This is a genomic window from Desulfocurvus sp. DL1XJH-121, assembly GCF_054819825.1.
Window position 1 is genome coordinate 1 of sequence record NZ_JBTVWW010000172.1, and the last position, 245, is coordinate 245.

Here is a 245-nt window from a genome sequence, read left to right on the forward strand (position 1 = left end):
GTAAGTCTGTACCTGCACTAATTTGTCATAAGCAGTTACTCCTGGAGTTAAATATTCATTGCTAACTTTGCGCTTATCAATGTAAGTTTCATATAGTCCTAGACCGGTAATATATAATCGTGCCGATTTTAGCGGCTTTTTAATCGTAACTACTTTTTTAAAGAGAGTATTTTGAAGATCTTGATTATAATTGCCAATCCATTGAGCCTGCCAAGCTTCATCCATTTTTCCCGTTTCAAAAAACG

Annotated in this window: 1 protein-coding gene; it reads right to left on the bottom strand. The window is 35.1% G+C overall.

From position 1 onward, the window contains the following. A partial coding sequence (locus ACYYG1_RS17765) for an alpha-L-rhamnosidase N-terminal domain-containing protein (RefSeq protein WP_461211657.1) occupies positions 1-245 on the bottom strand: 245 nt, incomplete at both ends.